The 26213-nt window shown below is 60.9% G+C and carries 22 protein-coding genes; 19 read left to right on the top strand and 3 right to left on the bottom strand.

Features of this window, described 5'->3' with window-relative positions; all coding sequences use genetic code 11:
- The first annotated feature begins 12 nt into the window (after positions 1–12).
- The 13 genes from AC0L8G_RS18920 (at position 13) to AC0L8G_RS18860 (ending at position 14708) form a co-directional block, all read left to right on the top strand.
- Positions 13–1245, top strand: a complete 1233-nt coding sequence (locus AC0L8G_RS18920) for a bifunctional alpha/beta hydrolase/OsmC family protein (protein WP_473385725.1) — start codon at positions 13–15, stop codon at positions 1243–1245.
- Positions 1246–1355: 110 nt separating this feature from the next.
- Positions 1356–2870 carry a Do family serine endopeptidase gene (locus AC0L8G_RS18915; protein ID WP_473385723.1) on the top strand — a complete coding sequence of 505 codons (1515 nt, stop codon included), beginning with the start codon at positions 1356–1358 and terminating at the stop codon, positions 2868–2870.
- A 101-nt stretch (positions 2871–2971) separates the two neighbouring features.
- On the top strand, positions 2972–3652 hold the full coding sequence (locus AC0L8G_RS18910) for a response regulator transcription factor (protein ID WP_473385721.1): 681 nt from the start codon (positions 2972–2974) through the stop codon (positions 3650–3652).
- Positions 3653–3659: 7 nt separating this feature from the next.
- Positions 3660–5084, top strand: a complete 1425-nt coding sequence (locus tag AC0L8G_RS18905; RefSeq protein ID WP_473385719.1) for a sensor histidine kinase — start codon at positions 3660–3662, stop codon at positions 5082–5084.
- A gap of 123 nt (positions 5085–5207) precedes the next feature.
- Positions 5208–5492: an HU family DNA-binding protein gene (locus AC0L8G_RS18900; RefSeq protein ID WP_473385718.1), complete on the top strand. Its 285-nt coding sequence runs from the start codon at positions 5208–5210 to the stop codon at positions 5490–5492.
- A gap of 67 nt (positions 5493–5559) precedes the next feature.
- Positions 5560–8433: a bifunctional [glutamine synthetase] adenylyltransferase/[glutamine synthetase]-adenylyl-L-tyrosine phosphorylase gene (locus AC0L8G_RS18895; RefSeq protein WP_473385716.1), complete on the top strand. Its 2874-nt coding sequence runs from the start codon at positions 5560–5562 to the stop codon at positions 8431–8433.
- A 38-nt stretch (positions 8434–8471) separates the two neighbouring features.
- On the top strand, positions 8472–9800 hold the full coding sequence (locus AC0L8G_RS18890; protein WP_473385715.1) for a hypothetical protein: 1329 nt from the start codon (positions 8472–8474) through the stop codon (positions 9798–9800).
- Positions 9793–11415 (top strand): phytoene desaturase family protein, encoded by a 1623-nt coding sequence (locus AC0L8G_RS18885; RefSeq protein WP_473385714.1) that lies wholly within the window; start codon positions 9793–9795, stop codon positions 11413–11415. Before AC0L8G_RS18890 ends, AC0L8G_RS18885 begins: the two co-directional genes overlap by 8 nt.
- Positions 11412–12572 (top strand): glycine cleavage T C-terminal barrel domain-containing protein, encoded by a 1161-nt coding sequence (locus AC0L8G_RS18880; RefSeq protein WP_473385713.1) that lies wholly within the window; start codon positions 11412–11414, stop codon positions 12570–12572. The genes AC0L8G_RS18885 and AC0L8G_RS18880 overlap by 4 nt, the downstream gene beginning before the upstream one ends.
- A 57-nt stretch (positions 12573–12629) precedes the next feature.
- Positions 12630–13049: an EF-hand domain-containing protein gene (locus AC0L8G_RS18875; RefSeq protein ID WP_473385711.1), complete on the top strand. Its 420-nt coding sequence runs from the start codon at positions 12630–12632 to the stop codon at positions 13047–13049.
- A 75-nt stretch (positions 13050–13124) separates the two neighbouring features.
- The gene (locus AC0L8G_RS18870) at positions 13125–13721 is read left to right on the top strand and encodes an RNA polymerase sigma factor (RefSeq protein WP_473385710.1); all 597 of its coding nucleotides are present in this window, start codon (positions 13125–13127) and stop codon (positions 13719–13721) included.
- The gene (locus tag AC0L8G_RS18865; protein ID WP_473385708.1) at positions 13696–14169 is read left to right on the top strand and encodes a hypothetical protein; all 474 of its coding nucleotides are present in this window, start codon (positions 13696–13698) and stop codon (positions 14167–14169) included. The genes AC0L8G_RS18870 and AC0L8G_RS18865 overlap by 26 nt, the downstream gene beginning before the upstream one ends.
- The gene (locus AC0L8G_RS18860; protein WP_473385707.1) at positions 14154–14708 is read left to right on the top strand and encodes a periplasmic heavy metal sensor; all 555 of its coding nucleotides are present in this window, start codon (positions 14154–14156) and stop codon (positions 14706–14708) included. Before AC0L8G_RS18865 ends, AC0L8G_RS18860 begins: the two co-directional genes overlap by 16 nt.
- Positions 14709–14853: 145 nt before the next feature.
- On the opposite strand, the gene AC0L8G_RS18855 is transcribed toward AC0L8G_RS18860, so the two are convergent.
- Complete coding sequence (locus AC0L8G_RS18855; RefSeq protein WP_473385706.1) at positions 14854–16149, bottom strand: gallate dioxygenase; 1296 nt, start codon at positions 16147–16149, stop codon at positions 14854–14856.
- Positions 16150–16345: 196 nt separating this feature from the next.
- Here AC0L8G_RS18855 and AC0L8G_RS18850 point away from each other — a divergent pair, with 196 nt between their 5' ends.
- Complete coding sequence (locus AC0L8G_RS18850; RefSeq protein WP_473385705.1) at positions 16346–17773, top strand: amidohydrolase family protein; 1428 nt, start codon at positions 16346–16348, stop codon at positions 17771–17773.
- 17 nt (positions 17774–17790) lie between these two features.
- Here AC0L8G_RS18850 and AC0L8G_RS18845 read toward each other — a convergent pair whose 3' ends face one another.
- The gene (locus AC0L8G_RS18845) at positions 17791–19257 is read right to left on the bottom strand and encodes a hypothetical protein (RefSeq protein ID WP_473385704.1); all 1467 of its coding nucleotides are present in this window, start codon (positions 19255–19257) and stop codon (positions 17791–17793) included.
- Positions 19258–19338: 81 nt separating this feature from the next.
- Positions 19339–21558 carry a sensor histidine kinase gene (locus AC0L8G_RS18840; RefSeq protein ID WP_473385703.1) on the bottom strand — a complete coding sequence of 740 codons (2220 nt, stop codon included), beginning with the start codon at positions 21556–21558 and terminating at the stop codon, positions 19339–19341.
- 287 nt (positions 21559–21845) lie between these two features.
- Here AC0L8G_RS18840 and AC0L8G_RS18835 point away from each other — a divergent pair, with 287 nt between their 5' ends.
- From AC0L8G_RS18835 to argC, 5 genes are all read left to right on the top strand, one after another.
- Positions 21846–22841 (top strand): N-acetylornithine carbamoyltransferase, encoded by a 996-nt coding sequence (locus AC0L8G_RS18835; RefSeq protein WP_473385702.1) that lies wholly within the window; start codon positions 21846–21848, stop codon positions 22839–22841.
- Positions 22842–22961: 120 nt separating this feature from the next.
- Entirely contained in the window at positions 22962–23363 is a 402-nt protein-coding gene (locus AC0L8G_RS18830; RefSeq protein WP_473385701.1) for a GIY-YIG nuclease family protein, read from the top strand.
- A gap of 98 nt (positions 23364–23461) precedes the next feature.
- Positions 23462–23773 (top strand): cupin domain-containing protein, encoded by a 312-nt coding sequence (locus AC0L8G_RS18825; protein ID WP_473385700.1) that lies wholly within the window; start codon positions 23462–23464, stop codon positions 23771–23773.
- Positions 23774–23921: 148 nt separating this feature from the next.
- Positions 23922–25250, top strand: coding sequence for an acetylglutamate kinase (locus AC0L8G_RS18820; protein WP_473385698.1), 1329 nt, complete (start codon positions 23922–23924; stop codon positions 25248–25250).
- On the top strand, positions 25244–26194 hold the full coding sequence (gene argC / locus AC0L8G_RS18815) for an N-acetyl-gamma-glutamyl-phosphate reductase (RefSeq protein ID WP_473388912.1): 951 nt from the start codon (positions 25244–25246) through the stop codon (positions 26192–26194). Before AC0L8G_RS18820 ends, argC begins: the two co-directional genes overlap by 7 nt.
- Positions 26195–26213 lie beyond the last annotated feature (19 nt).

Genomic DNA, 26213 nt, shown 5'->3' with positions numbered 1-26213 from the left:
AGGATCACGCTGATGACCGGAGAAACCAGAAAAACCGAATTCAAATCCGCCGCCGGGGAGACGCTCGCCGCGGCGCTGGAACTGCCCTCGCGCCCGCATGCCTATGCGCTGTTCGCCCATTGCTTTTCCTGCACCAAGGACATCAAGGCCGCGCGTGAAATCGCCAAGGCGCTGCGGGCTGAAGGCTTCGCGGTGATGCGCTTCGACTTCACCGGGCTCGGCGCGTCGGAAGGCGATTTCGCCAACACCAATTTCTCCTCCAATGTGGACGACCTGGTCGCTGCGGCGGACTTTCTGCGCGAGACCTATGAGGCGCCGTCGATCATTATCGGCCATTCGCTGGGCGGCGCGGCGGCGATCGTCGCGGCCTCGCGCATTCCCGAAGTGAAAGGCGTCGCCGTGATCGGCGCCCCGGCGGAAGCCGATCATGTGGCATTGCAGATCGGCGACAGCCGCGCCGAGATCGAAGCCAAGGGCATAGCGACGGTAAAGCTTGCAGGGCGGCCCTTCACCATCAAGAAACAGTTTCTCGACGATCTCGCCAATCAGGATGTGCTGACCTGCGCGGGCAAACTTAAAAAACCGCTGCTCGTCATGCATGCGCCGCTGGATGAAACCGTCGGCATCGACAACGCCACGAAGATTTTCACCGCCGCGAAACATCCGAAAAGTTTTGTCAGCCTCGACAGCGCTGATCATCTGCTGTCGAAAACCGAAGATGCGCGTTATGCGGCGAATGTTCTGGCCGCCTGGGCCGGGCGCTATATTGGCGCGCCGGTGAAAGACCGCGCGCCGACGGGTGCAATGACGGGCGCGGCGGCGTCTTACACGGCGCCGGAATTTCTGGGCGGCGCGCTGGGCGAGAACATGCCCGGAGAGCCCTTCGCCGTTGCGCTTTCAGTCGATGGCCACCCGATGGTGCTCGATGCGGGGATAGAAGAGGGCGGGCATAATCTCGGGCCGACCCCGACCCATGCCGCCGAAGGCGCGCTCGCTGCTTGCGGCGCCATGACCATCCGCATGTATGCGCGCCGCAAGAAATGGGATGTGCAGCGCGTTGAAGTGCGCATCCGCCGCGCGCCGTCACAGGACTCCCACGCGCCCAAAGTGCTTGAAAAGGAGGTCAGGCTGGAAGGCGAGCTGGATGAGGCCCAGCGGGCGCGGCTCCTTGAAATCGCCGACAAATGCCCGGTTCACCGCATGCTCACCGAGGGCGTCACCGTAAATTCCCGAATCGTTTCATAGATTTAACAAATTTTAATGCGGGCTGGGCGCTTTTGCTTAGGTCTCGCCATACTTAATTACATTATGGTCGATCGTAGGGGCGCTTTCGATTCTGAAGGCAGAGAAGGAACATGAAGTTGTCGATACAGTACAAGACCAAATCCAAATCCCGTCTCGCCGCAATCGCGGCTGCAAGCATCGCCGCGACCGCCTTGACCGCCGCCAGTTTCGGTTTTTCCGGCGCGCAAGCACAAGCGCCGCGCCTGATGGCGCCGCCACTCGCCGCTGACGGCACACTGTCTTTCGCCGATCTCGTGGAGCGGGTCAGCCCCGCCGTGGTCAGCGTTCTCGTCGAGCGCGAAGTGGAAGCCCGCCCCAATGTTCCTTCCGAGCTTGAGGGCCTGTTCCAGTTCCGCTTCGGCAATCCCAATGAAGCGCCGGCACCGGACCAGTTCGACAATGGCGTGCGCCGCATGGAAGCGCAGGGATCGGGCTTCTTCATCGATCTCGAAGGCCATGTGGTCACCAACAATCATGTGGTCGAAGACGCAGACAAAGTGAAAGTCCGCCTCGCCAATGGCGAAGAGGTGGATGCAAAGGTCGTCGGCGTCGATCCGCTGACCGATCTCGCCGTGCTGAAAGTCGCGCCGCAATCCGGCCAGCCTTATGTTGAATTCGCTGATGATGTGAATTTGCGCGTTGGCGACTGGGTCGTTGCGGTGGGCAATCCCTTCGGCCTTGGCGGCACCGTGACCAGCGGCATCGTCTCGGCGATTGGCGGGCAGAACCGCGAAAACCAGTATCTCGATTTCATCCAGATTGACGCGCCGATCAATCGCGGCAATTCCGGCGGTCCGACTTTTGACCTCAAGGGCCGCGTTGTCGGCGTCAATACGGCGATCTTTTCACCCAATGGCGGCAGCGTCGGCATTGGTTTCGCGATCCCCGCCCGCGTCGCCAAGGAAACCGTGGCGCAGCTTATTGAAAACGGATCGGTCACGCGCGGCTGGCTCGGCATTCAGCTACAGGAAGTGACGACCGAAATCGCCGCGGCGATCGGTCTGAAAGAAAAAGGCGGCGTGCTTGTCGCTGACGTGATTGATGGCACGCCGGCGCAGAAGGCCGGTCTTGAAGACGGCGACGTCATTCTCGGCATCGCCGGGGAAGATGTTCAGTCTGCGAATGAATTGTCGCGCCGGGTCGCCTCCTATGCGCCGGGCAAGAAAATTGATTTGCGCGTGCAGCGCGACGGCAAGATCCGCAACGTCAAGGTGACGCTCGGTCAGCGTGACGAAGATACGCAGGTTGCTGAAAACGATGTTCCGTCCAATGACAATGACAGCCTCGCCGCCAATGTGGGCGTGCGGGTTTCAAATCTGGACCCGGCGCTGCGTCAGCAGTTCCGCGTGCCTGATGATGTGGACGGCGTGATCGTGACGGCGGTGCGTCCGGGCAGCCCGGCGGAAGATGCGGGGCTTCAGCCCGGCGTCGTGATCCTCCAGGTTGACGGCCAGTCCGTCCGCTCCGGCGACGATTTGCGCGGCAAGATCGACAACGCCAAAAAGTCCGGCAAGGACGCGGTGCTGTTGCGCATGCAATATGGCGCCAATCGCCAGTTCGGCGCCTTGTCGCTCGACAAGAAATAGGCGTTTTCCACGCTTTTTCGCGCCCGCGAGCCCGGCTGGAACGGCCGAATCGCGGGCGCAAGTTTTTGTACAGATCGAACAATTTCGGCTAAGGTGTCCCTATGCAGATCCTTTTGGTTGAAGATGATGCGGAAGCGGCGGCCTATGTGGCCAAGGGCCTGCGCGAGGCCGGCCATGTGGTCGATCATGCGCTGGACGGCGAGGCCGGGCATAATATGGCGTCCTCGGGCGGTTACGACGCCTATGTGATCGACCGTATGCTGCCGAAAATGGACGGGCTGTCGCTGCTTTCCAATCGCCGCGACGATGGCGACGAAACTCCGGCATTGTTCCTTTCGGCCCTGGGCGAGGTTGATGACCGCGTGTCCGGCCTGAAGGCTGGCGGCGACGATTATCTCGTCAAACCCTATGCGTTTTCCGAATTGCTGGCGCGCATTGAAGCGCTGGGACGGCGGCGTTCCGGTCCGACGGAAGTGACGACGCGGTTCAAGGTCGGCGATCTTGAGCTCGACGTTTTGACGCGCACCGTGCGCCGGGCCGAACGCAAGATCGATTTGCAGCCGCGCGAATTCCGCCTGCTGGAATATTTGATGCGCCATGCGGGCCAGGTGGTGACGCGCACCATGCTGCTCGAAAATGTCTGGGAATATCATTTCGATCCGCAGACCAATGTCATTGATGTGCACATCTCCCGACTGCGCGCCAAGATCGACAAGGATTTTGACAAGCCGCTCCTGAAAACCATCCGCGGTGCGGGCTACCGGCTCTCCGACGCCGAATAGGCATTTCATGCTTCGCATTCTCCGCACGACATCGTTCCGCTTCACGCTGATCTATGTCGTGTTTTTCGCCGGGGCGGTGGCGCTGCTGGGCGCCTATCTTTATTCGGCGACATTCGGCGATGCGGCGAAGCAGACCGACAGCGTTATCGACACCGAAATCAGCGTGCTCGCCGATCTGTTCTCGACCAGCGGGTCGGGCATGCTCACCCGCGTCATCCGCCAGCGCACAGCCTGGTCTGATGATGCGATCTATATGCTGATCGGCGCGCCGTCGGGGGCGGTGCTGGCGGGCAATCTCACCGCGCTGCCGCCGGAAGCCCTGCAGGCCGAGGGCGATTTCTTCGATTTCAAATTTGAAAAACCGCTGGTGGATGCGGCGGGCCGCGAGATCGGCATTCAACAACGCGAAGCGCGCGGCAAGATGATGCGCTTTCGCGCCTCGCCGGAGGCGGAGCAATCCTTTCTGGTGGTTGTCGCGCGCGATGTGGCGAGCCGGGAATATCTGCGCAGCCGGACCCAGGCGGTGATCACGCGCGCCGCGCTGGTGACGGTGGCGCTTGGCGTGGTCATCGGGTTGTTGTTCTCGCGCACCTTGTTGCGCCGGGTGGAGACCGTGAACCGCACCGCGCGGGCGATCCGCGGCGGCGACCTTTCCCAGCGCGTGCCAATGACCGGCGCCGGCGACGAGCTTGACGATCTGGGCGCCAATCTTAACTCCATGCTCGATCAGATTGAACGGCTGATGGCCGGCATGCGCGATGTCTCCGACAATATCGCCCATGATCTGCGCTCGCCGCTCACCCGCATTCGCAACCGCCTCACCAATGCGCTGGAGGGCGATGGCGACGCGAAGGATGCGGCGCTGCGCGCCACCATTGATGATTCCGAAAAGCTGCTGGCGACGTTTAACGCGCTGCTTTCCATTGCGCGCATTCAATCCGGCGAAGGCGCCGGGGCGATGAAGCCGATTGATATTGTCGCCATCGCCGAAGAAATGGCGGAGCTTTACGAGCCGGCGGCGCAGGATGCGGGCTTTGAATTCACGCTGATCACGGCGCCGACCCCGCCGGTGAAAGGCTCGCGCGAGCTGGTCAGTCAGGCAGTGGCGAACTTCCTCGACAATGCGCTGAAATATGCGGAAGGCGGCGCCCATATCGAACTGAAAGTGGCGCCGACGAAAAATGGCGGCGCGGTGCTTTCCGTCGCCGATGACGGGCCGGGCGTCGCGCCGGAAGATCGAGAGCGCATCTTTGAACGCTTTGTGCGGCTGGAGGCGAGCCGCTCAACGCCGGGCTCGGGACTGGGGCTTTCGCTGGTCTCGGCGATTGCGCGCGCCCATGGCGCCAAGCTGGAGCTGACCGACGGGCTCAAACACGCCGATGATGACGGTTTCGGCCTCGGCATTGTGATGACGTTTTCGCCATCTGTTTGAGGCGGGTTTGTTTCCGCTTGCGCGCGCGGCGCAACTTTCCATAAAACAAATGGCGTTCCAGTACAGATCACAAATCACCATTGCGCCGCGTGCAAATGCGCCGCGCATGAAAGGACGAGATATATGAGCAAAACGGAGTTCATCGCCAATGTCGCCGAAGCGGGCGGGCTTTCCAATGCGGAAGCAAAACGCATGATCGAACTTGTCTTTGGCGAAATTGAAAACGGATTGAAGCGCGCCCGCAAGGACGGCAAATATACGATTGGCACATTCGGCACGTTCACCATCTCCAAGCGCGCCGCGCGCAAGGGGCGTAATCCGCGCACCGGCGAAGAGATTGCGATCAAGGCGTCAAAGTCTTTGCGCTTCCGCCCTTCCGCCGCCTTGAAAGAGGCTGCGGGGTGTTGACGCGCTAGCGTATTTAGTTGGGTTTTTTGCTGGATTTCATCGCCGCGCCAGTGTCATTTGAAGGCTTATGAACAACGTCTCAGACGATCACAGTCTCGCCGCGCGCCTTGTGAGCGCGCCGGCGATCTATGACGGGGAGGCGTCGGCGCGGTTTGTTGATGCCTTTGGCGCGGCGCTTGCCGACTTTCCCGAAGCGGCGCGCGCGCTGTTAAAGGGCGTTGCGGGATGTTCGCCTTATCTGCGCCGGCTCGCCTTGCGCCGGGCTGACGGGCTCGCCGCAATGTTCGCCGCGCCGCCCGAAAAAACCCTCGAGTCGATACTCGCCGCCGCCGAAACGATAACCGCCCATAGCGACATGGACGCGCAGATGAAGGCGCTGCGCGAGGCGAAGCAGGATGCGGCCTTGTTGATCGCGCTTGCCGATATTGGCGGCGCTTGGGATGTGATGGAGACGACGAACGCCTTGTCACGTTTTGCGGATGCGTCCTTGAAGGGCGCGCTGGCCGCCGCGATCGGACGCTCGAAGCTGGAGACAAGCGACGGGATTGTGTTCCTCGCCATGGGCAAGCATGGCGCCTTCGAGCTCAACTATTCCAGCGATATTGATCTCGTTGTTTTGTTCGATAGCGAGCGGATGCAAATCGCCGATCGCTATGACGCGCAAAAACACGCCGTCGCGGTCACCCGCGATGTGGTCAATATGATGCAGATGCAGACCGCGGACGGTTATGTGTTTCGTACGGATCTGCGCTTGCGTCCCGATCCCGGCGTGACGGCGCTGGCGCTCTCTGTCACGTCGGCGGAAGGATATTACGAAGCCTTCGGTCAGAACTGGGAGCGTATGGCCTTCATCAAGGCGCGTCCCTGCGCCGGCGATGTGGAATTGGGCGAGACCTTTCTGAAAACCCTGCGGCCGTTTATCTGGCGCAAATTTCTCGACTATGCGGCGATTGAAGACGTGCATGCGGTGAAGCGCCAGATGCATTCCGCCAAGGGCGGCGGCGAGATCGCTTTTGAAGGTCATGACGTCAAGCTCGGCCATGGCGGCATTCGCGAAATCGAATTCTACGCGCAGACCCAGCAGCTCATTCTCGGCGGCAAGAACCCGGCGCTGCGATTATATGCGACGCTGGATGCGCTGGCGGCCTTGGCGGCGGCGGGCGCCATTACGGAAGCGGACCGCGATGAGATGAGCGCCGCCTATCGCTATTTGCGCCATGTCGAGCATCGCCTGCAAATGGTGAATGACGAGCAGACCCACCGTGTGCCGCAAGCTCCGGAAGACATCGAACGGGTGGCGATTTTTTCCGGCGCGCAAAACACGGACGCCTTCCGCAAAAAATTGCTGGCGACTTTTGAATGCGTCGGCGAGCGCTATGACGGGTTGTTTGAAACCGCTGATGTTCCCGAATCGCGCCTCGGGCCCATGGTGTTCACCGGCGTCGAGCCGCATCCCGCAACTGTTGAAACCCTCGACAAGCTTGGGTTCAAGCGCGGCGCGGAAGTCAGCGCCGCGATCATGCATTGGCACAAGGGCGGTTTGCGTGCGACCCGCACCGAACGCGCCCGCGGGCTGCTCACCAAGCTGGTGCCGCCCTTGCTTGAGGCGCTGGCGCAAGCCAGCGAGCCCGACGAGGCGTTCTTTGCGTTTGAACGGTTTCTCGCGCGCTTGCCCGCCGGGGTGCAGGTTTTCTCGCTGCTGCTCAACAATCTCGACATCTTCGATGCGCTGATCCGCATCATGACGATCTCGCCTTATCTCGGCCGCGAATTTTCAAAGCACATAAACCTGGTCGAGCGCGTGCTCGATAATCGCTGGTCCGAACCGCCGCCGCCCTTGGAAAGCTATGAGCCCGCATGCCGGGCAGCCGTCGCCGCCGCGCCCGATTATGAAGGAGCGCTCAATGCTGTGCGCCGCTGGGCCAGCGAGCAGCAATTTCAGGTGACGGCGCAATTGGCGGTCGGACTGCTGGCGCATGATCTGGCGGCGCGCCATTTCACCGCCATCGCCGACGCCTCGATCCGCGCGCTGGTGGACGCGGCGATTGCGGAAATGCGCGCCCAGCATGGCGCGGTCGATGGCGACTTTGTGGTGGTCGGGCTCGGCCGTCTCGGCGCGCAGGAAATGACCGCGACTTCTGACATCGATTTGATGTTCATCTATGACGCGTCGATGGAGGCGCAGTCGGATGGCGCCCGGCCCTTGGGGGCTGTCGACTATTTCACCCGGCTGGTGCGCCGCGCGGTGACGGCGCTGTCGGCGGCGACCGAGGAAGGCGCGCTTTACGAGGTCGATATGCAGTTGCGGCCATCGGGGAAAGCCGGGCCGGCGGCGGTCAGTCTCGCCGCATTTCAGCGTTACTATGCTGAGGAAGCGTGGACCTGGGAGGCGATGGCGCTGGTCAAGGCGCGGGTGATTGGTCCGGCGGGCCCGCTTGCGGATGCGGTGTCGACCGAGATTGAGACAATTCTCTCCCGTCCGCGCGATCCCGGCGAGTTGGCTCAGGATGTTGCGAATATGCGAATGCGCCTTGATGAGGCCAAACCCGGCGCCGGACCATGGGACGTGAAGAATATTATCGGCGGTCTGACGGATATCGCCTTTATCTGTCAGTTCTTAACCTTAAAGTCAGGTGCGAGGGCGCCGCGCGCCATGGCGGAGGCGCTCGCCTGGTTTGCGAAAACCGGCGAACTGGCGCAGAAAGATGCGGATATGTTATTGGCTGCGCAGCGCATATTTGAAGCGGCGTTGCAGGCCAGCCGGGCGGCGACCGGCGGCGTGTTTTCGCCAGAAAAGGCAGGGGAGGCCTTGTGCGTCAGAATGGCGTCCGTATGCGGAGAACGCTCCATAGATGCGGCGGAACAAAACTTGCTGCTATTGGAAGCGCAGACCGCCGAGCTGTTTACCAAGATTGTCGGCGAACGGCGCGCCCGCCAATAGTAAATGGGCGGACGAAGACGGGGTAGACTGCGCGGAGCATGAACGGGCAATTCGATTTTCTGGTCGTCGGTGATGACGAAGCAAGCCTTGCGGCGGCCGGCGCCGCGGCGAAGGCGGGCGCACGCATTGCGGTTTACCGGCCGGCCGAGCGCAAAAAGCGCTCTCCGGCGGCGACCCCGGCGGTGCCGAATTTCGTCTGGCGCCGGCTCGATTTGCAGGATTATGATCTGACGCTGGAGCCGGTGAGCGCCCGGGTGACCTTGCTCAGGGATGGCGATCCGGTGAAGAGCTTTGCGGGCGCGCGCGAAACTACAGACGCGATTGAAGCCTCTGACAGCGGCGATCACGCCCTTTGGCGCGACTTTCTCGAAGACATTGCGGCGCTGGCGGAGAGCAATTACCTGACCAATACGGTGTTTCAGGCGGCGACGCCGAACGGGCGCCAATTCGCCGCGCTGCTCGCCGACCCGCAATTGCTCGACAAGGCGGGAAGGCTGTTCGGTCCGTGTGCGGACCTCCTGGATGATTATTTTTCCGACCCGCAATTAAAGGCCCATGTGGCGGCCCATGCGCTGGCGCTGGCGGGCGAGGGACCGCGCACGGCAGGGTCCGCTGCGGCGCTGTCTGAATTTTTCGATGCAGACGCCTGGCGCGTGCGCACGCCGAAAGACGGACCGTCCCTGCGGGCGGTGCTGGAACGCGTGTGTCAGGATGCGGGCGTGGAGTTCACCTCGGAAAAGATCGCGTCGATTGCGCCGGCGGGCGGCAAGCATGCGACAGTCACTTTCGCTAATGACGACAAGGCGAAGGTGCGGCACATTTTCTTCGCCACCCCGGACGGCGCGGCGAAAGCCGGCGCCAGCGCGGGCAAGGCCGGGCTCGGACAGGCGGCGCATGCGGCGTTTTCCATGCGCTTCCGGCTGGCGGACGGGATTGAGCCGCCGGGCGGCGACCAAAAGGCGCTGTATCAGATCCTCGATAGCGCCGATGATATGCAGAACGCCCGCGATGCGGCGATTGAAGGCAGGCTTTACGACAACATGCCGGTGGAATTTGAATTCGCGCCGAATGGCGAGCTGATCGCGCGCTCGTCTTATTTGCCGGCGGCGTTTTTTGAAGATGGCGAATGGCGCGGCTGGACCGGACAGGACCGCCAAGCGGTTGCATCGATCATCAAGGAAAGACTGGCCAGCAGGATGCCGGGTTTTGCAAGCCACATCCGCCGCTCTGAAGCGGAAGTGTCTGTTTCGCCTGCGGGCCCATCGCCCTTCGGCGCCTGCGACCGCATTGTGGTCCAACCGCGCCGCCATGACGCAATCAGCGCTGCGGTGAAACTCATTGATCAGGTGATGGCCGGCGATGAGTGATCCGAAAACAAATCCAGTCGGCGATCAGGACGAAGGCGAAAAGCAAAGCGCCAGCGCGCACCGGATTGAAGGCGGCATTGACGCCATCGTCATCGGCGCCGGCGCAGACGGTCTCGCCGCCGCCGCCTATCTCGGCCGGGCCGGACTGCACACGGTGCTGGTCGGGGCGGGGCCGGAAATCGGCGGCCGCATCGGCGCGCGTGAAATTGCGCCGGGCGTTGAAGGCGTCGATGGCGAGCATCTCATCACCCAGCTCGATCCCGATGTCATCGCGGAGCTTGATCTCTACCGCCATGGACTTGAATTCGCGGCGCGCCGACTCGACACGACGTATTTTTTCGAAAGTGGCGGCGTGTTGCGCTTTGACGGCGATCTGACCCAGGCCGCGCTGATGTCGCTTGATGATGATGGCGACCGTGAAGCGCTTGAGGCCTTTATGGCGGATGTGCTGGAAATGTCGGCCTATCTGCGCCCGGCGTTCAAGCCGCTGGCCTTTCCCGGCGGCGAGGGCAATGCCCAGCGCGCGCTTGAAAAAGCGCTGACGTCTGCGCCGCCGGAACTGGCGGCGCGCCTGCGCCAATATCTCCTCGCCAATGCCGATGATATTTTGCGCGGGCGTTTCGGCGATGGTCCGCTGCGCACCTTGTTGTTGGCGGAGACTGCTTTCCGCAGCGCCGCGCCGCCAAATGAGCCGTTCAGTTTCCTGTCTTTGCTGCGCCGCTATGCGGGAGAGGCTGCTGGCCTGCAAGGGGCGGCGGCCTATCCCAAAGGCGGCGCCGTCTCGGTGATTGCCGCCCTGCGCCGGGCCGCGCAAAGCGCGAAAGTCGATGTGCGCGCGGCGACGCCGGTGAAGTCGATCCTGATCGAGGGCGACCGGGTCGGCGGCGTCACCTTGCTTGATGGCGGGCAATTGCGCGCGCCTTTGGTGATTGCGGCGATCGATGCGGAGCAGGCTTATCTGAAGATGATCGGCGTGCAGATGATCGATATCGGCTTGCAGCGGGCGCTGACCGCGCGCCGTCCCGAGGTCGCCAGCGCGCGTATGCAAATCGTCCTGAAGGGCGTCGCGCAGGATGAGGCGACGCGGCGGAACATGATGCGCCGGCTGGTCTATGCGCCCTCGCCCGAAGCCCTCGCCAAGGCGTTCAATGATGCGCGCGCCGGCCGTATTCCCGAAAGGCTGATCGTTGAGGCGATTTTCCCGACCGCGCTTGATGAGGGCGCAGCTCTCGACAAGCGGCAGGTGATTTCGGTGATGGCGCATCCCCTGCCATTTGACGCCGAGCCGGGCGCCGAGCGGCGCGAAGCGATCCGCTCCGCCATTCTCGATTCCATCGAAATGTTCGCCGCCGGATTTTCCGGCCGCATCGAGGCGGATGATTTGCGTCTCGCCTGTGATGAGGCCGCCGCCGCCAAGGCAAGCCCGTCCGCCTACGCGGCCAAGCCCGACATGGTGCGGCAATGGGCGCTGGCCTCCGCCGTGACCGGTTCCGGCGATATTAACGGCTTTTATTTCTGCGGGCCCGAAGCGCAGATCGGCGCGGGCCTTTGCTGCGCCTCCGGCCGCGCTGCTGCAAAAGCGGCGCTGCGCGCCTTTAAGAAGGGGGCGGCATGATTTTTCCCGCAGAAGACTTCTTCGCCGATGCGCCGCGCCCGACGCCGCTTTTCGCCGCCGTCGCCTCGGTCAGCGAGGCCAATCTGTGGACCTCGGTCAATGGCTGGACGGCCGCAAAGGTTTATTCTTCCGTAACCGGAGAATATGAGGCCGCCAAAAGCGCCGCCGCGCTCGCCGATCTGGGGCCGATGGCGCGCTATGCAGTGCGCGGGCGCGAAGCGGCGGAATTTCTCGGGCGCCTGACCACGGCGCCGGCGATTGCGCTGCATGTGGGGGAGAGCGCGCGCGGGCTGATGCTCAACGATCAGGGTTTCGTCATCGATCTGGCGGAAGTCTCGCGTTTGTCGGACGATCTTTTTCTGCTGACCTTGCCGACGCCTCATGCGCGCCATATCGCGCTCGCCGCGCGCGGCATGGATGTGGGCGCTGACGATATTTCCGGACAGGTCGCCGCGCTCGGCGTGTTCGGACCGCAAACCGCCGGCGTGTTGTCGGCGGCGGGATTGAAATCGGTGAGCGAGACCATGGCGGCGTCGGGCGTGTTGCGCGGGGTTGAAACCGCAGCCCGGCCGATCCAGTTCGGCTCGATGCCGGGGGTCGAGCTGATCTTTCCGAAGGAAGAAGCGCTGACCATCTGGGAGCGGATCATCCGCCGCAGCGCCGGCGCGCCGATCGGCCTCGACGCGCTGGAGATCTTGCGGCTGGAAGCTGGCGCCCCGCGCCCGGGCGTCGATTTCACCCCGGCCGGCAAGGCGGGCGCCAGTCCGCGCACCCCGGAAGAGCTGGGCCTTGCGCATCTCGCGCCGCTTGATCGCGGCTGGTTCAATGGCCGCCGCGCCCTGAGCCATATGGCCGGCAAGCCCCGGCGGCGGCTGATCTCCCTGACCGTCGATGATGAGCAATCCATGGCCGGCGCGGCTGTTTTCTATGAGGGCAAGCCGGTCGGACGGGTCACCAGTTGCGCTTGGTCGCCCGCCCGCAAGCGGGTCATCGCATTCGCCGATGTGGATGCGGTAACACGCGGAAATGAATACGAAATTTCCGTTTCAGGCCCGGCGGAAGGCCGGGTCGCGGCGAAGCGCTTCGAGACCGCTGAAAGCGGCCTGGCGCGGGTTTTCGCCGGGGTGCAGGGAACTTCGACGGATTTTCGCCGCTGAGCCGTTCAAGAGGGGCTGGTTAGGCGAATTAGAGAGGACCCCTCGATGAAGAAGATCATGATAGCTACGATAGCCGCCGCGGGCGCTGCGCTGATGGCGACGACTGCGATGGCGGCGGGAGAAGGCCGCGGTCACGGCAAGGGCTTTGACCGGATGGATGTGAATGGCGACGGCGTGCTGACGGCGGATGAACTGTCCGAAAAGCATGCCAAATTCATTGCGGATGCGGACGCCGATGGCGATGGCGCGGTGACGAAGGATGAGATGAAAGCCTTCCACGAAGCCAAGCGCGCGGAATTCCGCGAGAAGCATAATCCGGATGCGAATGGCGACGGCGTCGTTGACCGCACGGAATATATCGCCGCCGCGCAGGAACGCTTCGAGAAAAAAGACAAGAATGGCGACGGCGTTCTGAGCGAAGATGAGTTGGATCACCGGCGCGGCCGCCATGGCCGTCGCGGCGGCGACAAGGACTAATTGTTCTAGACGTTTTTCGGTCTCGCCCCCGCTGGGGGCGGGCGGGACCGGAACCAAACCCAGACCGGCGCTTTGTTGAAGCAGGAAACCGATAGCGATGAGGCGCTGGTCAGGCGCGCGGGAGCGGGGGATCAATCCGCTGCGGCGCTGCTTGTGGAAAGGCATACGCGGATGATTTACGCCGCCAGTTACAGGATGCTCGGCTCCAAACACGCAGCAGAAGATGCGGCGCAGGAGACGTTTTTGCGGCTGTGGCGGCATGCGGGAAAATGGAAGCCGCAAGGCGCGAAGTTTGAGACTTGGCTGTATCGGGTGGCGATGAATATCTGCCTCGATCAGTTGCGCAAGAAAAAGCGCGAGGCGCCGGAGGATGCGGCGCCGGAACAGGCCGACAGCGCGGACAGACAGGATCAGGCGATCTTCCTGCGCGAACGGCGCTTTGCGATTGACGAGGCGCTGGAGAAATTGCCGGAGCGGCAAAGGATGGCGATCACGCTCTGCCACTATCAGGAGCTGAGCAATATCGAGGCCGCAGAAATTATGGAGGTCAGCGTGGATGCGCTTGAATCCCTCCTGGCGCGGGGCCGCCGGGCTCTGCGTGACGCGCTCGCGCCCATGCGCGAGCATTTGATGGGAAAGATGGACGATGGTGAAAGCGCAATTATCAATTGACCAGCTCGACGCGTTGCGTCGCTGCATGGACGCCTATGGCGCTGAACCGGCCCGCTGGCCGGAAGCGATGCGCGCCGAGTTGCGCGACATTCTGGATGCGGATGAAGCGGCAGGCATGCTTGCAGAGGCGCAAGCGCTAGACAGCTTTCTGGATGCGGCGACGGCGCCGCGCATGAGCGAAGATCTGACGCGGCGCATCATGGCGTCTTACCAGGCGCCGGCGGCGCCGGCCGGTCTGTTCGATTTTCTGCGCGGGCTCGCGCCGGGCATGCGGCTGATCCCGGCCGGAGCGCTGGCGGGACTTGGCGCGCTGGGGATGGCGACCGGGGTGATGAGCGCATCGGCGCAGGATGTCTTGTCGCCGGAAAATGAAGCGCTCGCTTATGTGAATGATCTTTCGGTTGCGACGCTGGATGAAAATGGAGACCTGTCATGGGACGCGGAGTAGCGATTGCGCTTGGCGCGCTGTTGTTCATATCGCTCGGCATTAATGTTTTCACGCTGGGTCACATGTCGGGCCGGATCATCGCCGGACAGCCGCCGGCGCATGGCGAAAAACATGGCCCGCGCGGCGGTTTTGACGATCCGTTCAAAATCCTGCGCGATGCGGAGAACCTGTCTCCCGAATTGCATCAGCAATTTCGCGAAAGCTTCCGTGAACAATTACCTGCGATGCGGGAGGAGCATCGCGCCAAGGGCGCCTTGCGCCGCGAGCTTGGCGTGCTGATGAGCGCCGAGGAGTGGGATCGCGCTGCGATCGACGCCAAGCTGGAGGAGCTTCGTCTGGTCGAGGATCGCCAGCAAAAAGCCTTCGCCGACGCGTTCCTCGACGTTTTTGAAAGCGTGCCGGCGCAAGAGCGCAAGGCCCTGATCGACGCCGCGAATGAACGGCGCGCCGAGCGGCGCAAGCGCTGGAAAGACAAGATCGGCGAAGGCCGCGGCGACCACAAGAGAGACGGACCGCCTCCGCCGCCGGAAGAAGACTAGGAAACCGGACGATCAAACCGCATCAGCTCTTCATCCTGAGGAGCAAAAATCCTTCATGTTCTTCGAGACGCTTCCGCTTCGCGAAAGCCCTCAGGATGAAGGATTTTTGTGTCTCGAAGGACGATGATGCGGATTTATCGTGCGGTTATTCCGCCGCCGGTTTCTTGTCCCAGTCGGTCTTTCCTTCATCCTTGCCGGCGACCGAATACATGATCTGCGCGTTGCGGGTCTTCTGGAAATCCTCCAGCGTTTCGCCGCGCATCGCCGCATAGATATGCAGGTTGGAAACCCCGACCGCAGCGCCGAGTTTTTCCAGCATGAAAAAGATCACCCCGTAATGGATGAGCCCGCGCCAGTCGCGCTCCCGCACCAGCTTGCGTTCCTCTTCGGTTAGCGCTGCCTGTTCAAAGCTTGCTTCTTCATCTTCGAGGAACAGTTTGCGCGCCGCCGGTTCGATCAGGCTATGCAGGTAATTGTTAAGGCGGAACGCCTGGACGCCGCGCCCGATGGTGAAGGGATAGGTGCCGTCAAGTTTTTCAATGCCGGCGGTCTGGTGGTCGATGCGCTTGAGATAGGCGGCATCGGTCTCTTCGGGTTTTTCGTCCGACGTTTCTTCCATCACCATCGTCGCGATCGGACACATGGAGGGCAGGTAGTAAGCCTTGTGCGTCGTCTTCACCTCTTTCGACAGGGCGCCGCGCATGATCATCCACATCACTACTTCCGCGCCTTCAAGCCCGCCAAGCTCGGCGAGTTCCGCATGGGTGTAGTCGAGGAGGCCTTCCGGGTCTTTTTCCAGCCGCTCCATGAACTCCATGTCCCAGGGCGTGTTGTTGAAGCCGCAGCGTTCGCCATGGACCTGATGCGAAAGCCCGCCCGTGCCGGCGATCGCCACTTTGATGTCTTCGGGAAAGTGCTGGATCGCGCGGCGGATCGACTGGCCGAGCTTGTAACAGCGCCGCATGGTCGGCGCCGGAAATTGCAACACGCCCACCTGCAGCGGGATGACTTTCAGCGGCCATTCTTTCTCATGGGGCAAGAGCAGCGACAAAGGCGAGAAACAGCCATGGTCGAGGCCCTTGTTCTGGAAGGTCGCGATGTCGAATTCATCGGCGACAACGCCCTTGGCGATATGCTCCGCCAGCGGAGGATAGCCTTTCAGCGCCGGCAGGGCGCGCGCGCCGCCGCCTTCATCGGCGACCGGAAATTCCGATCCGACGCCGAATGTATAATGCGAATAATGGTCGATGAAGAATGACGTCATATGATCGTTGAATATGTAAAACAACACATCAGGCGCGGTGTCGGCGAGCCATTTCTGCACCGGCTCATAGCCTTTGAAGATCGGCGCCCAGACCGGATCGTCATGCTTGCCCGCATCAAGCGCGAAACCGATTGTGGGCGTGTGCGATGTGGCGATGCCGCCGACGATCTTGGCCATGGGATCCTCCGTTTGTGTTTTCTTGCCCGCCTTCTATCACGGTGCGCGCGCCGCGTGAGACAAGTCTCGGTGCTATTACTTCCGGCGCCACCTTCACAATCAAGCGCAGCGCCGATAACCTTTATGTTCGGTCAGCAGATGGGGGCGCAGCAGCCCCGACAGAGAAGGAAAAACGATGATTTGGCGGCGCATTGGAATGGGGATCGTATCCGCGTTGGCATTGCTGGCGTTGTGGCTGGGCTTTGCAATGACCGGCTATCCTTCCGCGCTGAAACCGGCGCCCGCAGCGCCTGCGATCCTGATCGACAATGTGCGCCTCGTTTCCATGGCGCCCGGCGCGCCGGAGGCGCAGGACAATGTCGCGGTCCTCGTCGCCAACGGCGTCATCGAAACGATTGCGCCCGCCGGATCTCTGTCGGCGCCGGAAGCGGTGGAGGATGTTGTCACGATAGACGGCGCCGGCAAGACGCTGCTGCCCGGCCTGATCGACGCCCATGTTCATATCTGGGACGAAGCGGAGCTTGCCGGTTATCTCGCTCACGGCGTGACCGGCGTGCGCAATCTGTCGGGCATGCCGTTTCACCTGCCGTTGATCGAACGCATCGAGGCGGGGCGCATTCTCGGGCCGGATATGAAAACCACCGGACCGATCCTGAACAGTCCCGGCCCCAATCAGCAGGACAATCACCAGCTTGTGGTTACGGGCGAAGAAGCGCGCGCCGCCGTCGCCGAACAATATGAAGACGGCTACCGCGCGCTCAAAGTCTATTCAAACCTCCGCCGCGAAGCCTATGACGCGATCCTTGATGAGGCCGCCGCGCGCGGCATGAGCGTTTCCGGTCACACGCCTGAGGGCGTGAGGGACGAGGGCGTGCCTTATGACAAGCCCTATGCAATTGCGTTTGAAGAATCGCTGGGCCGCGGCTTTGAAACCATTGAGCATGTGGAGTCGATTGTCTGGCACGGCCTGCGCGATGAACTTGATGACGACAAAATGCGCGCTTTGGCCGAACAGATCGCCGCGGCCGGCGATGTTGTGACGCCGACGCTGGTCGCCCACGCCAATCTGGTGCGCGTGGCGGACTCCAAAGGCGAGTATATCAACCGGCCCGGCGTGAAAACGGTCAACCCGCTTTTGCGAAAGCTGGATGCGGGAACCTATGAGTTCTGGAGCAATATGGACCCCGCGCCGCGCGAGGCGCCGCGCGCCGCCTTTTATCTCAAGGCGACAAAGATGCTGCATGATGCTGGCGTGCCGCTGGTCGCGGGCACCGATGCGGGCATCTTCGTCAATGTTCCCGGTTCTTCTTTAACCCGCGAGTTGGAATTGCTGGTGGAGGCGGGGCTGACGCCTTACGAGGCGCTGGAAACCGCGACCGTGAATGCGGGTGCGGTGCTGGGCTTTGACAATACCGGCGAGGTCGCGCCGGGCTATCGCGCCAATCTGATCCTTGTCGATGGCGATCCGCTTGCTGATGTCAGCGTCGTTGAAAATCCTGATGCGGTGATCCTTCGCGGAATTTATCTTGATGCGGACAAACTCGCCGACCTGCGCAAGGGCGCGGCGCAAACATCAATCCCGCGCACGGCGCGCCGGGTGATCGCCTTGCTTCTTGAATTTTAGCCTTTTGCCATTCTGGTTCACTTGTAGATTCCCGCAAACTCAGGGTGCTTTTTTATATAGTGGTCAATTTCAGTCGGCGAAGGCGTTCCGAATTTAGTCGAAAAGAAACCCACTGCATTTGAGTCAGCGATAGTACCTAACGGGTCGTCACCAACATCTAAGTCAGCGCCAATCAAAAAGAATGCGAGCGCTTCTACCGAATATATAGATTTTTCAGCTTCATCGTAGTTTTTGAAAAATATTTCGCCGTGGGCGGTTCTGCCGCGTGTCTTCCAAGCGTCGTGGACCTGACCGTATAGCCACGGTGACAGTTCCGGTGAGGTTGGAAATCGATTTTGCAAACTGTTGAAGAGAGAGGTAAAACGACGTGGTCTTGCGCTATTTAGCTTGAGCAGCAGGCTTTCAATTCGTGTTTCAATGTTTCTATCAGTTAGGCCAAGCTGTTTTGCCTCGTGCTTTGTCCTTTCTATTAGCGAGGCTATTCGGCTTTTTCGTTCGCCATCGTGATTAGTTTCGGCATCGACTTCGTATGGAACGGATTCAATCATTTTAAAGGCATTTTCTAGCCGTTCGGCGCTAAATACATTTCCATATCCAAGTTGTACGTCTAGGAGTTCATACAGAGTGCGCCATTTGTCACGGCGATCCATCCAAACGCGCATGCTTTTTCTGATTCGGGACATGGATGCTTCGTCATTTATATGCCAAATTGTCTTGTGGCGCAGGATGCGCTGACCTTGGTCTTGATGCTTTGGCAAGCATGCAAAAAGCAAAAAATTTTCCGTTCTCGGGTGCTGCGGTCCGTATGGCGCCTCTTCGTAAATGCACATGCTGTGCGGGGTTACGTTTTTTCCTATCGAGTAGGAAAAGAACCTAGCAAATGAGATGGCGTCTTGGACGGCTTGCTTTGCAGGTACAGGGTTAAAAAAGCCTATTGAAATAATAGGGCGTACTGTAACTGACTGCGAATAATTGTCAGGAGATACTGAGCTAAATCCAAAAAAGATGTCGATTTGTATATCACGACAAGTTACCGAAATTGTATCTTGTTTTGCGTGTTGCCAATACGAAGCGGCTCTTAAACTCTCGACGAGCTTGTGTGGTAAGTAGAGCGCTATGTCAGAGTCGCTTATCTCGAACGTGATGCGTTCAACCTTGCTATTTCTTGGCCATATGCGGCTGCCGCATACAGACAAGTTCGACCAGAGTGAAAAGTGCCTTACGGATTGTTCGCGCCAAATTGCGCGACTATCTCTGTGTGATACCTCCGTGTTGTCTAAGACGGAAACGCGTGCAGCATTCGCAAGGATTAAGTTTAATTCGGTTTCAGGTGTAATTTCGATTTTTTCGTTTGAAAACGAATATAGTTGTATTTCAGCCCAGCCCTCTATTACGCTGAACGTACCAGAATAGCTGCTGTTGAGCCCGGTGGTCTGACAAGCTATCTTTTCGTACTCATATATTTTATCTGGAAAAGCTGTCATTAGAAATTAAGAATGTAGTTTCGTTTTGTGCCGGGTTCGCTACCGATAAAGTGTTCATCGGCCATACTAAAAATATGCCAGCTACTCCGCCGCTTGGGTCGCGACGATCTGCGCCGGGGGCTGATCGCGGCCCGTCAGCACATGGGCTTCCTTGCGCACGAATTGCGGCAGGCGGACTTTCGCTTCCTTGCGGCGCGGGAAGGTGGCGCAGGCGACGGTGCCTTTGCCCGGCTGGGAGGCGAGCGCGAGAATGCCGCCCTGCATGTCCATCAGCGATTTCGACAGAGCGAGACCGATGCCTGAGCCGCCGCCGGCGCGGGCGAAATGGCTGTCGGACAGTTCAAAGGGCGCGCCGAGCTTGATCAGCTTGGCGCGGTCGATCCCAGAGCCTGAATCGGCGACGATCACCGTCACGCCATCAAGATCGGCCTCGGCGGTGAGGGTGACTTCGCCGCCCTTGGGCGTGAATTTCAGCGCATTGGACAACAGGTTCAGCGTCACCTGTTTCAGTGCGCGGGAGTCGGCCCAGACCGCCGGAGCGTGCCCGATGGAGGCGGTGAGTTTGACGCCGCTATCGCCGGCGCGTTTGGCCACAAGGCGCACGCATTCATTGAGGATTTTCTCAAGCTCGATGCGCTTGGGTTCGAGCGTCAGGCGGCCCGCCTCGATCTTCGACATATCGAGCACATCGTCGATCAGCTCAAGCAGATGGCGTCCGCTGGAAAGAATGTCGGAGACATATTCCTTGTATTTATTGTCGCCCAGCGGGCCGTAAAGCTCCGACTGCATGACTTCGGAAAAGCCGTTAATGGCGTTGAGCGGCGTTCTGAGCTCATGGCTCATATTGGCGAGGAATTCCGACTTCGACCGGCTCGCTTCTTCCGCGCGGTATTTTTCATATTCATATTTGCGCAGCGCTTCGGAGAGTTCCTTGCGCGAGCTTTCAAGGTCTTCAACCGTATGCTGAAGTTCGCGCTCTTTTTTCTTCTGCGCCCAGGCGCGGCGTTTGAGGTCGGTCACATTGCTGGCGACGCAGACATAGCCGCCTTCCGCCGTCTTGCGGCGCGAGACATGGGCCCAGCGCGAGCCGGGCAAGGCGACCTCGATATTTTCCTCGTCGCCATCGTCAAGCGGGCCGAAATGCGCGGCGAGCACGTCGCCGGCGATCCCGGCGGTGGTGACCACTTCATCGAGGGTCAGGCCGGGCTTCAACACTTTCGCCGGGATGCGGAAGATCGCGGTGAAGCGCTTGTTCCAGATGGCGAGACGCCCTTGCGCATCCCACAACACGAAGGCTTCGGGAATGCTTTCAATCGCATCGCGCAGGCGCGTTTCGGCGATCGCCGCGCCCGGCGCGATATTCGCCGCGCCCACCAGATCAAAGGCAACCCCTGCGCGATGGAAACGGGTGGCGTCCGGCGCGGTGCGGAAATAGCTGCGCGACCAGCCGCCGCCGGGTTCGCGCACGCGCACAACGCCCTCGGCGACGCCGGAGGGCTCGCCGGAGATCACCGCCATCGCCATGCGCAGATCCTGCGGATGCACCAATGCGGAGATTTCGCGCATGGTGAATTTGCGGTCGCGCGCGGATAGCCCCAGCGGCTGCAGGAACGCCTTGGTCAGATGCACCGTGCGGTCCTTGTGATCGTAAAACCACGGCGAACAACGCCCGCCGGTCAGCGCGGCGTTGAAATCGGTGAGCGTCGACAGCGCATGCGCCGCGCTTGCGGCCGCCTGGGATTGGCGCATGAACGCCGCCATCAAAGAGGCGATGACCAGCGTGATCGCGCCCATGATGATTGCGTATAGAACCCAGACCCGCGAGCGGTCGAACATGTCGCGCGCAGGCGCGGCGACTAAAAACGCATCGCCATTGTCGAGACGGCGCCAGGCGAGGGCGACATCGCCGCCGGGCAGGTCGAGGCGCGCATGGTTCGCCCCGTCAAGATCGAGCGCCCGCACGGCGCCGGCGGGAAGGTCGATCAGATCCGTGCGCCCGTCCGCCGTCAGAATGTCGCCGGAGGGCGAGAGATGAAATTGCGCGGTGAAGCCGCCGGGCCGCACGCTCGCCATGGTGTCGCGCACCGGGGCGCCGGTCATGATCGAAATGTTGAGAGCCGCGGCGCCGTCGCTGGCGGCTTGCGCCAGGCGCAATTGGGTTTCGGTTTCGCGTAAATGCGCCTTCTCGTTCATTTCGAAAATGAACAGGGCGGCCAGCGCGATCAGGAAGGCGCCGGTCAAAATGGCGAGACGGCGCGGGCTGAGCGCGTCAATGCGCGCTGCAAGCTTGTCGCCGTCCATTTTTTGAAACTCTTCCGCCATTTTTATTTTAGGGCCCGGATTCCAGAGGCGGCGCATGCAGGGGGAAAACCCGCAAGAGCCGAAAATTTTCAAGAGACGCAAAACTACCATTCCGGCGCGCCCGCCGCCAAGCGGGGAACCGGTTAACGTTTTGGAAACTATTCTGTTTCGCTCGAAACTGTCACGCCCGAATCGCTCTTTGGCGGGCGCGGTATTTTCCCCAATTCTCCCCGCTATTTGGCCCGATGAAGCTTGGAATTGGCCGAACTGACCGCTAAACACCGCCGATGAAACATTTTCTGAACACAGCGGACTGGAGCCGCCCCGACCTGCAGGCCATGATTGACGAGGCCCGGACCTTCAAAGCCTCTCCTCACGGGGACGCCCTGAAGGGCAAGACCGTGGCGCTCTTGTTCCTCAATAATTCGCTCAGAACCCGCACCTCCTTTGATGTGGGCGCCCAGCAGCTTGGCGGCCATGCGGTGGTCCTGTCCCCCTCCGGCGGCATGTGGCCGCTGGAATTCGAGGACGGCGTGGTCATGGATGGCGACGCGGAAGAGCATGTGAAAGAGGCCGCCAAGGTCCTCTCGCGCTATTGCGACATGATCGGCATCCGCGCCTTCCCGAAATTCGTCGACTGGCAGGAGGACCGCAAGGACAAGATCCTCAACGCCTTCGCGAAATATTCCGAGGTGCCGGTGGTCAATATGGAGACCATCACCCATCCCTGTCAGGAGATGGCCCATGTGATGGCGCTGCAGGAGCGGCTGGGCCAGCTCGACGGCAAGAAATTCGTCCTCACCTGGACCTATCACCCCAAGCCGCTGAATACGGCGGTGGCGAACTCCGCGCTGATGATCGCTGCGAAATTCGGGATGCAGCCGACGCTGCTCTGCCCGACGCCGGATTACGTGCTGGATGAGCGCTATATCAACCAGGCGACGCAAGACGCCGAGGCGCATGGCCACAAGCTGACCATCACCCATAACATCGAAGACGCATATAAAGGCGCTGATGTGGTCTATGCGAAAAGCTGGGGCGCGTTGCCTTACTTCGGCAATTGGGCGCCGGAAAAACCGATCCGCGACGCCCACAAGGATTTCATTGTCGATGAAGAAAAAATGGCGATGACCAACAATGCACTCGTCTCTCACTGCCTGCCCATGCGCCGCAATGTGAAGATGACCGACGCGGTGTTCGATAGCGCGAACTGCATCGCTTATGAGGAAGCGGAAAACCGGCTTCATGTTCAAAAGGCGATTATGAAGGCGGTTGTGGGGTGAACGGCGCTAGCCCCCCTTCATCCTGAGGAGAAAAATCCTTCATGTCCTTTGAGACGCTCGCTTCGCTCGCCCTCAGGATGAAGGATTTTTATCTCCAAGAATTCAAGAGAGAGGGGCGTCGTGGATCAAGTCACCGTCTGGGTTTACATGCTGAGCTGCGCTGACGGCTCCTATTATGTGGGCAAATATCAGGGTGACGATCTTCAAACGCGCGTTCATGAGCACAACAATAAGCAATATCCGAACGCTTACACCGCTAGACGTCTCCCGGTAAAGCTCGTCTGGTCGGAATGGTTCTCCCGCTTTGACGCTGCTGTCGCATTTGAGCGTCAGGTCAAAGGGTGGAGCCGGGCGAAAAAAGAAGCGCTAATTCGCGGCGATTGGGATGGGCTTAAGGATTTGTCCAAGCGAAGTGCGCGCCCTGCGTCGATCCTTCGAGACGGCGCTACAGCGCCTCCTCAGGATGAAGGCGTTTCGCTAGGGGACGGATTTAACAAAGGGTCAAAAAATCCTTCATCCTGAGGAGCCGCACATTTGTGCGGCGTCTCGAAGGATATGGAGGATTTTTGCCTCGAAGGACGAAGGGTGTATTGGTAAGAGCGGCGAAAGCGGAGTCACCCATGAAACTCACCCGCGTCACATCCTTCAAAGCCGACCGCCCATGGGGCAGCGAGGAGCTGGCGCGTTTCGGCGACATCGCGGTCAAGGCGCATTGGACCGATCAGCCCTATCGCTGGCACGCCAATACCGGCCGTGAGGTGTTCATGGTCGTCGATGGCGTCGTCGACATGCATGTCCGCGAGGGCGGCGCGGAAAAGATCATCACCCTGAAGGCCGGGGACGCCCTGACCATTGAAGACGGCGAGGAGCACATCGCCCGTCCGCGCGGCGAGGCGCGGATCCTGGTGATCGAAGACATCAACAGCGAATAAAGCGCGGCTGGCTAGCCGCTTATGCTTAAGCACCGCGTCTGCTGCCCGGAAATCTCCCGCCCGGACCCGGCCTGCCCTTTACAAGAAGGGGTGGAATGCGCATCAAAGCGCCTGAAATCGCTGTTATTTGGTAGGCCGACGCAAGCTCATGACCCAGACCGCCTTCACGCGCCAGACGATCGTCCAGTTGCTCTCCAATATGAGCGACGGCAAGGAAATCCGCGCCTATCTCCAGCGCTTTTCCGAGGTCGATCAGTCGCGATTCGCGGTCATCAAGATCGGCGGTGCGATCCTCGGCGAACAGCTCGAAGAGACCGCCTCGGCGCTCGCCTTCCTGCATACGGTGGGCCTGACGCCGATCGTCCTGCATGGGGGCGGACCGCAGCTCGATGTGGCGCTGAATGAGCGCGGCGTTGAGACCAAAAAGATCGACGGCCTGCGCGTCACCGATGAGGCGACGCTGGATGTCGCCCGCGACGTCTTCATCGGCGAGAACATCAAGCTGGTCGAGGCCGTGCGCAAACAGGGCGTCGAGGCCGAAGGGCTGGTCGCCGGGGTGATCGAGGCGGATTATCTCGACAAGGACAAACTCGGTTTCGTCGGCGAGCCGACGACCATCCGTAAGGGGCTGATCAGTTCGGTGGTGCGCTCGGGCGCCATGCCGATCATCACCTGTCTCGGCATTGCGCCCGGCGGGCAACTGGTCAATGTCAACGGCGATAGCGCGACCCGCGCGCTGGTCGCCGAACTCCAGCCGATGAAGATCGTCTTCCTCACCGGCGTCGGCGGCCTCTTGGACAAGCATGGCAAGGTGATGCACTCGATCAACATCGCCTCCGATTTCGACAAGCTGATGAACGCCAGCTGGGTCGAGGGCGGCATGCGGCTCAAGCTGAACGAGATCAAGCGTCTGCTCGAAGCCTCGCCGCTTTCCACTTCGGTCTCGATCACCACGCCGGACGGGCTGATCCGCGAGCTGTTCACCCATGGCGGCTCCGGCACGCTGGTGCGCATGGGCGAGGACATTCATTGCCTGAAAGACAAGGCGAAGATCGATCGCGCGCGCACTGAAGCGCTGGTCGAGAATGCATTCGGCCGCAAGCTGAAAGACAATTGGTGGGACGGCGTCGATCCGCATGAGGTCTATATGTCGGCGAGCTATCGCGCCGGGGCGATCCTGACCAAGGTCGATGACTTCATCTATCTCGATAAATTCGCGGTGGTCGAGGATGCGCGCGGCGAGGGGCTGTCGCGCACGGTCTGGCGCAGCTTTACGAAAACCAATCCGAGTTTCTTCTGGCGCTCGCGCACCTCGAACGGGTTTAACGCCTTCTATCACGACAGCGCCGACGGTTCGGTGAAAGCCGGTCCGTGGACCGTGTTCTGGAAAGGCGAACAGGATTGGGGTCGGATTTCGCGCATTGTCGAACGCGTCGCCGGCATGGCGCCGTCTTTTGTGGGGGATGACGCATTATGAGCACGCCCTTTCTAGTCGGTCTTGTCGGCGCGCGCGGCCATACGGGCCGCGAGTTGATCCGGCTTATCGCCGGTCATCCCGAACTGATGCTCGCCTATGCGGTGAGCCGCGAATTCGCCGGCCGCCCGGTCGCCGACATCGCGCCGGAAGACAAGGACGAATGCGTCTTCGAAGCTTTGTCGCCGGAAGAAGTGGCGAACCGCCGCGCCGATGTGGTGATCCTCGCCATGCCTGACGGCGCCGCCGCCGATTATGTGGAGGCGATCGACCGGCTCGCGCCGCAGCGCATCATCGTCGACCTCTCGGCGGATTACCGCTTCAATGATGACTGGGCATACGGATTGCCGGAGCTCAATCGCGCGAATATCGCCGGCAAGACCCGGATCGCCAATCCCGGATGCTATGCAACTGCGCTGCAGCTCGCCATCGCGCCGCTGCTGTCGCGGCTCGGTGGCGTGCCGTCGGTCTTCGGCGTCTCGGGCTATTCCGGCGCGGGCACCAAGCCGTCGCCGAAAAACGATCCCGAACGGCTGAAGGATAATCTGATGCCGTATTCGCTGACCGGTCATAATCATGAACGCGAAGCGACCCGCCATCTGGGTACGAAAGTGCGCTTCACCCCGCATGTGCATCCGGCCTTCACCGGCATTGTCGTCACCGCACATATTCCGCTTGCGGAGAAAATCGATGCGGCGAAGCTTGCTGAAATTTATGAAGAAAAATACGGGCGTGAGCCGCTCATCGCCTTGCGCAATGCGCCGCCCGAACTTAAGGATGGAACAGGCCGCAAAGGTGTTCTCATCGGCGGCTTCACGATCAGCGAGGATGGCGGACATGCGGTTGTCATCGCAGCGGAGGACAATCTCCTCAAAGGCGCGGCGGTGCAGGCGATCCAGAATGTCAATCTGGCCCTAGGTCTCGATGAGTTGAAAGGCATTAGCTAACGAAAGGATGCGATAGGAG

This window comes from Hyphococcus sp. D3-15, assembly GCF_055809375.1.
Note: the sequence above shows the minus strand (reverse complement) of the source record. Positions and strands in the feature narration are given on the sequence as shown.